General features: G+C 36.4%; 6 protein-coding genes. 2 read left to right on the plus strand and 4 right to left on the minus strand.

Going from position 1 to position 9,290, the window contains the following annotated elements; all coding sequences use genetic code 11:
- The coding region (locus tag HGC4_RS18965) for a hypothetical protein (protein ID WP_221406876.1) at positions 1 to 198 on the plus strand (198 nt) is incomplete at its 5' end.
- A gap of 92 nt (positions 199 to 290) precedes the next feature.
- Here HGC4_RS18965 and HGC4_RS13090 read toward each other — a convergent pair.
- The 3 genes from HGC4_RS13090 to HGC4_RS13100 form a co-directional block, all read right to left on the minus strand.
- Positions 291 to 2,222, minus strand: a complete 1,932-nt coding sequence (locus HGC4_RS13090; RefSeq protein WP_050710590.1) for an LTA synthase family protein — start codon at positions 2,220 to 2,222, stop codon at positions 291 to 293.
- A gap of 93 nt (positions 2,223 to 2,315) precedes the next feature.
- On the minus strand, positions 2,316 to 3,323 hold the full coding sequence (locus HGC4_RS13095) for an aspartate-semialdehyde dehydrogenase (RefSeq protein WP_050710591.1): 1,008 nt from the start codon (positions 3,321 to 3,323) through the stop codon (positions 2,316 to 2,318).
- A 180-nt stretch (positions 3,324 to 3,503) separates the two neighbouring features.
- The gene (locus HGC4_RS13100) at positions 3,504 to 4,520 is read right to left on the minus strand and encodes an LLM class flavin-dependent oxidoreductase (RefSeq protein ID WP_050710592.1); all 1,017 of its coding nucleotides are present in this window, start codon (positions 4,518 to 4,520) and stop codon (positions 3,504 to 3,506) included.
- 219 nt (positions 4,521 to 4,739) lie between these two features.
- On the opposite strand from HGC4_RS13100, the gene HGC4_RS13105 reads away from it, so the two are divergent.
- Positions 4,740 to 7,694: a PEP/pyruvate-binding domain-containing protein gene (locus HGC4_RS13105; RefSeq protein ID WP_050710593.1), complete on the plus strand. Its 2,955-nt coding sequence runs from the start codon at positions 4,740 to 4,742 to the stop codon at positions 7,692 to 7,694.
- A 65-nt stretch (positions 7,695 to 7,759) separates the two neighbouring features.
- Here HGC4_RS13105 and HGC4_RS13110 read toward each other — a convergent pair whose 3' ends face one another.
- The gene (locus tag HGC4_RS13110; RefSeq protein WP_050710594.1) at positions 7,760 to 9,094 is read right to left on the minus strand and encodes an NADP-specific glutamate dehydrogenase; all 1,335 of its coding nucleotides are present in this window, start codon (positions 9,092 to 9,094) and stop codon (positions 7,760 to 7,762) included.
- Between the last annotated feature and the right edge of the window lie 196 nt (positions 9,095 to 9,290).

A 9,290-nucleotide genomic window follows, 5' to 3' on the forward strand; every position in this document is an offset into this window, starting at 1 on the left:
TCTCTCTCTCTCTCTCTCTCTCTCTCTCTCTCTCTCTCTCTCTCTAATATTTTAGCACAGAAATCAAAATCTAAAAAGTTAAATTTCAGACTATTGCGAGTTGTGCTATTTGTTAATTCATTAACCATTTCAGGACGTAAAGAGTTATTTACCAAGGGCAAATATAAAACATTAAACTTAATAACAAAAATTATTTAAGATTTTATCATATTTAGACAAAGCGAACCTTTATAAAATAATATAAGGTCACTTAGTTAAATAAGTAACTTTATATTAATAGGGTTGCCCAGTTATTTCAAGCGATATTTCTTTTCCTTGTACATGTAATCTGCTGCAATAACATGCCCCAAAGCATCCTTTGCCAATTCAGTCTCTAGTTTCATCGGGACAAGTGTAGTATCGTTCTTTATTTCAAATTGCAAAGGTTCCTTATTGGGTTGCATAATCACCACCTTATTCTCCACTCTAAAAGCATTAATATCATAGAACTGCATAATTGCACGACCAGCTATACTATCTGATAATTGCAGTACATTGCGTCCTGCCATAGGAGTTTCAACCTTCATACCTATCATACTTAACAATGTAGGTGGTATATCTATCTGGCTCGACAGTTTATCATACTTCACTCCTTGTGAAACATTGGGTCCCAGGATCAAAGCCGGAATACGAAATTTATTGATAGGCACTAAATTTTTACCATAAGTACGAGTATTATGATCGGCAACCACAACAAATATGGTATTCTTAAAGTAATCTTCCTGCCTTGCTAATTCAAAGAATTTACCAATCGCAAAGTCTGCATATTTTATTGCATTGTGTACTGTCTTCTTGGGTTGTTCATAAAGCTCTATTCGCCCGTCTGGAAATTCAAATGGATCGTGATTAGAACTTGAAAACATAAACGAAAAGAACGGTTTATCGCCCATGCTTTTAAAATATTCATTTGCTTTTATGACCAGATCTTCATCCGAATATCCCCATGTTCCTTTAAAAGCATATTTTGTTGCATCTTTATCGAATACCGTTTCATCTATAATATTATCGAAACCATTCCCATTAAAGAAAGACCCCATATTATCGAAGTTTGCCATTCCTCCATAAATGAAACTAGTATTATAACCTGCTTGTTTCAACAAAGCTCCCAATGTAAAAAAATCTGTTTGAGCACCACTCAGTTTCACCACACTTTCCGATGGAGATGGTAAAAAGCCAGTAGCAACAGCTTCTATACCTCTCACACTTCTTGTACCTGTACTATAAAGCCTAGTAAATAAAAATCCCTCTTTCGACAGTTTATCCAATTCGGGAGTAATAGGCATTCCACCTAATGCTCCAACAAACTCAGCTCCCAAACTTTCTTGCAAAAATATAACCAGATTGTATGGTCTGCTCAATAAAGTATCAGGCTCTTGCACATGCATTAATGATAGATTACCATCTGTAAAATCGGTATCTGCAACATTCATATATTTTCTCACACGTGTAATAGCTTCTTCCGAATCCATTTTTCCGTACATCTTACTCGCATCCACCTCATTCTTCAAACCATAAGCTGCGTAAAAAAGAGTGTATATAGAATTCAAACCTAGACAGTTAGTTAACTGATCGTTTGAAAACATCGCGTTACTAGGATTAATAGGTCGTTTGCTCGTCAAACTACCTCTAGCTCCCCAAAACAGAAAGAAGCCGATTAAAGAAAACAACAGCAACCTATATTTATATTCTGTCGGGCGTACTGTAAATAGTCTACCTCCTTTTTTAAAGCCGAAACAGAGAGCAATGATCGAAAGTACCACCACTACAACTACAGTCCAAATACGCCCCTTAAATAACATGGTAGCAACTTCTTTGGGGTATATAAGATATTCAAGAAACAGTTTATTAGGACGCGTATCGTATTGATTGATGAAATCGGGACTGACAATCTCCATAAAGAATATCAAAAACAAGAATAGAACACAATATGCTGTTAAAAATCGACTGGCATACTTCGCTAATTTGTCTGGAACTAAGAATAAAAACAGGGCTGGAATAAACGAAAGATATGAGATGAGAATTAAATCAAACCTTAATCCAACAGGAAATATTTCCCAACAGTTCTCAACGACTTCAACCCGTTCTTTATACATAAGGAACAGAACAATGCGGCTGACAGTAGTTATCAATAATGCTATAAATACAAAGTTTAGCAAAGGCTTGAGGAATTGCAGCTTTTTCATGTTATATAGATTGATCGATTATAAGACTTAATAAATAAAGGGCATCTAAAATTAATAGATACCCTTTATTTTTATAGTAAAGTAACCACTTCTTTACAATGCATTTTCTTTGATAAGATATTCAGCTATTTGTACAGCATTTAAAGCCGCACCTTTTTTGATCTGATCGCTTACCGACCAAAACGACAATCCGTTAGGATTACTGATATCTTTTCGGATACGTCCTATATATACAGGGTCTTTTCCTGCAACATGAAGAGGCATCGGATATTCTTTTTTCTCAGGATTATCTTGTAGGATAATTCCATTGCCTTCGCTGAAAGCTTTACGAGCTTCTTCCATCGAAATAGGTTTTTCTGTTTCTACCCAAGTAGCTTCAGAGTGAGCACGTATAACAGGAACACGCACACAAGTTGCACTCACTTCAATATCTGAATGCATTATCTTACGAGTTTCATGATACATTTTCATCTCCTCTTTAGTATAACCGTTCTCGGTAAACACATCTACCTGAGGTATTACATTGTATGCCAATTGAGCTACAAACTTCTCAACAACAACGGGCTCATTATTCACAATTTGTTTAAACTGATTTTCCAACTCGTCCATAGCAGTTGCACCAGCTCCCGAAGCTGCCTGATAAGTAGCAACATGCACACGCTTGATATGTGATAACTCTTCGATAGGCTTCAATGCAACTACCAACTGAATTGTTGTACAGTTAGGATTTGCAATAATATTACGTGGACGCACTTTTGCATCCTCACCATTTACTTCGGGCACAACCAATGGAACATCTTTATCCATACGGAATGCACTAGAATTATCAATCATCACAGTACCATGTTTTGTAATGGTAGAAGCAAATTCTATTGAAGCACTTCCTCCTGCCGAAACAAAAGCAATATCTATTCCCTTAAAATCATCGTTATGCTTCAGTTCTTTCACCATGTACTTCTTACCCTTGAAGGTATATTCTTTTCCTGCACTACGGCCAGAACCAAACAAGACTAATTCATCAAACGGGAAATTGCGTTCGTCAAGAACTCTTAAAAATTCTTGTCCGACAGCACCACTTACGCCAACAATAGCAATTTTCATTTTTTTGTAGAGAATTTGAATAAATAATATTTCGTTTATCAATGGGCTTCTTGCACCAAAACGGACATAGAAACCCAATATGCAAATATATAAAATTTTATTCCTCTGAGTTATACCAAAATAGATAATTATAAAGTCTCACTCTTTTTTATTACTCCAACAGGTATAAGTACAAGTAAATTAGCGACCTAATTGGAACATTTCGGCTAATAACTCATAAGAATGTAATCGGTCTTCAAACTTCTCAGCATAAGTTACAAGCATTATTTCATCTACTTGATAATCTTCTGCCAAGCCGATCAATTTTTCTTTCATCACTTCAGGTGTTGCAAATATCGTTCTCGCTCTGTTTACTTTAATCCTTTGTAACTCAAACTCAGAATAAGGCATATTCTCAATATCTTCATACAATACAGGAGCTAGACCTCCGCCACGTTCCAATTGAATAAATCGATAATCCATTACAGCCTGTTGTTTTCTTACGACTTCTTCATCCTCATTGCAGAATGCAAATATGGCAACATTAGCCTGCGGTGTTTTCAGATCCTCCGAAGGTCTAAAGTTCTTCCGATATGCTTTAATTATATCTGCACCTAAATACGGATTTATAAATTGTGCATACGACAATGCCATTCCAAAATGAGCGGCAATTGTACCACTTTCACCACTCGAAGTCAACAACCAACGATGAGGCACAGTGGGTATAGAAGGGTATGCTTTTACTTTACGATAGACCGTATCTTTTCCATCAGCATCATGAAAGAAATTATCCAAGTCATAAAGTTGTTGTATAAAATCCTGCTCATCAAAACGATTACTCGGGTTGAGCAATGAGGCTGTCAATCTGTCTGTACCGGGGGCTCTGCCAATTCCCATATCTATCCGGTTGGGATACAGAGCTTCAAGGAGTCTGAAATTTTCGGACATCTTCAATGCACTATGGTTGGGTAACATAATGCCACCCGAACCAATGCGTATATGCTTTGTATGATTGGCTAAATGAGCTATTAAGATTTCGGGCGAAGTTCCTGCCAGACTTTCAGCATTATGATGCTCCGATACCCAGAAGCGCGTATATCCCAATCGATCCGTAAGTTCAGCTAGCTGAGTTGTTTCAATCAAAGCTTCCGAAGCCGTTTTATTCTTATTGATAGGTGACTGATCGAGTACACTTAACTTTATTCTTTTTTGTTCCATAATTTTTAAAATCTCATTAATAGTAACTCATTCAATAGTTGTGCCAAAGATGATAGATTCCATCAATATCTAAGAACAATCAAACTTATATTATTGATAATCCTACAACCTTTAAATATATTGGATATTTTTTACTTGCTCGTTTTCTAACCCAGATTATTATTCCTATTTTTAAACTTTCAGTGAAAAAATACAAATCATTAGTCCCCTTATAAATATATGCAGAATATATCAGATATAAAACGGTTCCAATTTAAAGATACTTCGTTTGCAAGTTTGATGAACAAGCGTATCTACAATATACTACTTATAGCAACTAAATACGACATTTTCATTCTTGAAGAGGATGGTCGTGTAGATGAGCAAATATTTGATGAATACACATCTCTCAATCTGCGCTACCCTCCCCGATTCACACAAGTATCTACGGCAGAAGATGCGTTCAGTCATCTCAAAGAAAATCACTATGAATTGGTTATTTATATGCCAAACATGGATGATGCCGATATGTTTGCAACAGCAAGAGAGATCAAAAGGCTGTATTCTGATATTCCGTTAGTCGTATTAACCGCTTTTTCTAAAGAGGTATCAAAACGCTTTTCGACAGAAGACCTCACTTTTGCCGACTATGTTTTTAGTTGGTTAGGTAATTCTAACTTACTGTTGGCAATTATTAAACTGATAGAAGACTCGATGAATGTGGAACACGACACCGAAATGGTGGGTGTACAAATTATACTTCTAGTTGAAGACTCCATCCGTTTTTACTCATCCGCACTATCCGCATTATTTAAGATAGTACTTAAAGAATCGCGAGAGTTTTCGAAAGAAGCTCTTAATGAGCATCAGAAGATGTTACGTATGCGAGGCAGACCAAAAATTCTACTGGCACGCAGCTACGAAGAAGCCGCCGTTATATACACTCAGTATAAAGATAACATATTAGGTATAGTTACCGATATGAGCTATATGCATGGAGGCATCAAAGAAAAACTGGCTGGTTACAACCTTGCTAAATGGATAAAAGGACAAGACAGATTCCTACCTATTATATTCAATTCGTCAGAAGAAAGTAATAGAGCTTATGCCGATGAAATTTCGTGCAGTTTTATTGATAAAAACTCAAAAAGCTATCCGCTTGATCTACGCACTCAGATTGTAGAACAATTCGGATTCGGTGATTTCATAATAATAGACCCTGATACAAAAGAAGAAATTGTCCGTATAAAGAATCTGAAAGATTTACAGAAATCGATATTAACGATACCCGATAAATCTTTAGCCTACCATATGTCTCACAATCATTTCTCTAGATTCTTGTATTCCAGAGCAATGTTTCCTATTGCCGAGACACTAAAGAAAATAGATGTAAATGATCTTTCAAATATAGAAGAAGCCCGAAAAATCATTTATGATACAATAGTCGAATATCGTAGGATGAAAAACTCAGGAGTAATTGCCGTCTTCGAGAAAGATCGCTTTGATGAGTTTTCTAATTTCGCACGTATCGGTAATGGTTCATTGGGTGGAAAAGGTAGAGGTCTAGCATTTCTTGGAAATATCGTAAAGACAAACTTTGAACTAAATGAGAATCCCAACTTCCCCGTATTACTACCCAAAACAGTAGTACTCTGTACCGATATTTTTGACGATTTCATGGAATCAAATAATCTATATCCGATAGCATTGTCTGATAAAAGTGATGAGGAGATTCTTCAACATTTTCTGGATGCCGATTTGCCGGAGAGCCTCGATGATGATTTTCTAACCTTTTTCGAAGCAGTTAAATCACCCTTAGCCATACGATCATCAAGCTTACTAGAAGATTCTTACTATCAACCATTTGCAGGCATATACTCAACATATATGGTTCCTGTATTGGAAGACAAGCACAAGATGATACAATCGGTAAAAGCGGCTGTAAAATCGGTCTACGCATCAGTTTTCTATGCTGATAGCAAATCGTATATGACTGCAACTCAAAATCTGATCGATCAAGAGAAAATGGGGATCGTTTTGCAAGAAGTTGTTGGTAGCAGATACGGCAATCGCTTCTATCCTACCATGTCTGGCGTAACACGCTCTCTCAACTTTTACCCTATCGGACACGAAAAAGCAGAAGAAGGTATAGCCAATATAGCATTGGGTCTTGGAAAGTACATTGTAGACGGAGGTACTACTTTAAGATTTTCGCCCTACCATCCAAACAATATTCTACAATTAAGCTCTGTTGACTTTGCCTTAAGAGAAACTCAAAGACAGTTCTATGCTCTCGACATGGAAGATATCACGCAGGAGTTTTCCATCAATGATGGCTTCAACCTATTGAAATTAAACGTAAATGATGCCATTGCTGATGACTCCATTCGTTTTATCGTTTCCACATTTGATCCCGTTGATCAAACCATATATGAAGGTTTTTACGAAGGAGGACGTAAGATTATATCTTTTGCGAATATCCTTCAGCATGAATTGTTTCCATTAGCTACTGTACTCCAAAAAGTATTGAGCATTACTCAGTTTGAAATGGGACGAGCAGTGGAAATAGAATTTGCTGTCAATCTGAAGAATAAAGACGAAGCAATCTTCTATTTATTACAAATCCGCCCCATTGTTCAGAACAAAGAAGTACTTAATGAAGACCTTCTTAAGATACCGATAGAAGATACTATCCTTACATCAAATAACGCTCTAGGCAACGGCATTACAGATGATGTATATGATATTGTATATGTCAAAACTGCCAATTTCAATGCTTCTAATAACCAATTGTTAGCCTATGAAATAGAAAAGCTAAATAAACAGTTTATGGAAGAAGACAGAGGTTATATTTTAGTAGGCCCCGGAAGATGGGGCAGCAGCGATTCATGGCTGGGAATACCCGTTAAATGGCCTCATATAAGCAATGCTAGATTATTGGTTGAGTCAGGTCTCGAAAACTATCGCATAGAGCCAAGCCAAGGCACGCACTTCTTTCAGAACCTCACTTCTTTTGGAGTAGGCTATTTCACGATCAATTCGTATTTAGATGGAGAAGGTACTTTTGACGAATCATATCTCAACAGCTTGCCTGCATTATACGAATCGGATGCAATCAGACATGTAAGATTCTCAAATCCTTTAGTGATAAAAATAAACGGAAAGAAAAAATACGGAGTCGTATTAAAAGGATAAGCAAAATAAAAAAAGCCACTTCAATGAAGTGGCTTTTTCTATTTATTATAATTTAATCTAATAGATTATAGTATACCTTGTGCCATCATAGCTTTTGCCACTTTCATGAAGCCTGCAATATTTGCACCCTTCACATAGTTTACAAAACCATCAGCATCTTTTCCATATTTCGAGCAATTCTCATGAATATCAGACATAATTGTCTTTAGTCTACTATCCACTTCTTCAATAGTCCAGCTCAGACGTGCTGAATTTTGAGACATCTCCAAGCCCGATACAGATACACCACCTGCATTAGCTGCTTTACCCGGAGCATACAATATTTTTGCATCCAAAAATACATTTACCGCCTCAGGAGTAGATGGCATGTTAGCACCTTCCGATACAGCAACAATACCATTAGCAACAAGAGCTTTAGCATCATCCCCATTCAATTCATTTTGAGTCGCCGAAGGCAATGCAATATCAGCCACTTCACCCCAAGGGCGTCCACCAGCCACAAACTTACAGTTATATTTTTCTGCGTATTCTTTAATACGTCCTCTATAAAGATCCTTAAGCTCTTTCACATACTCCAATTTCTCAAGAGTGATACCCTCTGGATCATAGATATATCCATCCGAATCAGAAAGAGTCATAGGAATGGCTCCCAACTCTATAAGCTTCTCACAAGTATATTGAGCCACATTTCCAGAACCAGACACTAAACATTTCTTACCCTTAATATCTATATTACGAGTTTTCAACATCTCCAGTAAGAAATATACATTTCCATATCCGGTTGCCTCAGGACGAATCAACGATCCTCCAAAAGTTAAACCTTTACCAGTAAAAGTTCCAGTAAACTCACGAGCCAGTTTTTTATACATACCAAACATGAAACCAACTTCACGTCCACCAACACCTATATCTCCAGCAGGCACATCTGTATCAGGACCAATATGTCTCCAAAGTTCCGTCACGAATGCTTGACAGAATCTCATTATCTCTGCATTCGATTTTCCTTTCGGATTAAAATCCGATCCACCTTTTCCACCACCCATAGGTAAAGTAGTCAATGAATTCTTGAAAGTTTGTTCAAACGCTAAGAATTTAAGAATTGATAAATTTACGGAAGAGTGAAAACGTATACCTCCTTTATATGGACCTATCGCATTACTGTGCTGTACTCGATACCCCATGTTCACATGCACTTGTCCTTTATCATCTACCCATGTTACACGGAAAGAAAAAATACGCTCCGGAATACAAAGTCTTTCAATAAGATTAGCTTTTTCAAATTCTGGATGTTGATTATATACTTCTTCAATAGATTCTAAAACTTCATGTACTGCTTGATGATATTCAGGCTCATTCGGAAATCGTCGCTTTAATTCTGATAAGGTTTGTTCTGTTTTCATCTAATAAAATATTATTCGGTTTATTAATTTGAGAGATAAGTCTGATAAAGATAGTTTGTTTTCAAGAGACTCGCAAATATTGAGTTATGATATATAATATTTTATATAATATTAAAACGTCATTTTTAATTCAAAAACAATAGACAAAAGACATTTCGTATATTACAAAAACATTAAGACTAAAGACAGAAATAAC

This window comes from Dysgonomonas sp. HGC4 (assembly GCF_001261715.1).
Classification (GTDB): Bacteria; Bacteroidota; Bacteroidia; order Bacteroidales; family Dysgonomonadaceae; genus Dysgonomonas_A.

Coding starts and splice junctions, on each gene's coding strand:
- HGC4_RS13100 (WP_050710592.1), bottom strand. CDS start 4,520: ATGGAACAAAAAAGAATAAAGTTAAGTGTACTCGATCAGTCACCTATC.
- HGC4_RS13105 (WP_050710593.1), top strand. CDS start 4,740: ATGCAGAATATATCAGATATAAAACGGTTCCAATTTAAAGATACTTCG.
- HGC4_RS13110 (WP_050710594.1), bottom strand. CDS start 9,094: ATGAAAACAGAACAAACCTTATCAGAATTAAAGCGACGATTTCCGAAT.
- HGC4_RS13090 (WP_050710590.1), bottom strand. CDS start 2,222: ATGAAAAAGCTGCAATTCCTCAAGCCTTTGCTAAACTTTGTATTTATA.
- HGC4_RS13095 (WP_050710591.1), bottom strand. CDS start 3,323: ATGAAAATTGCTATTGTTGGCGTAAGTGGTGCTGTCGGACAAGAATTT.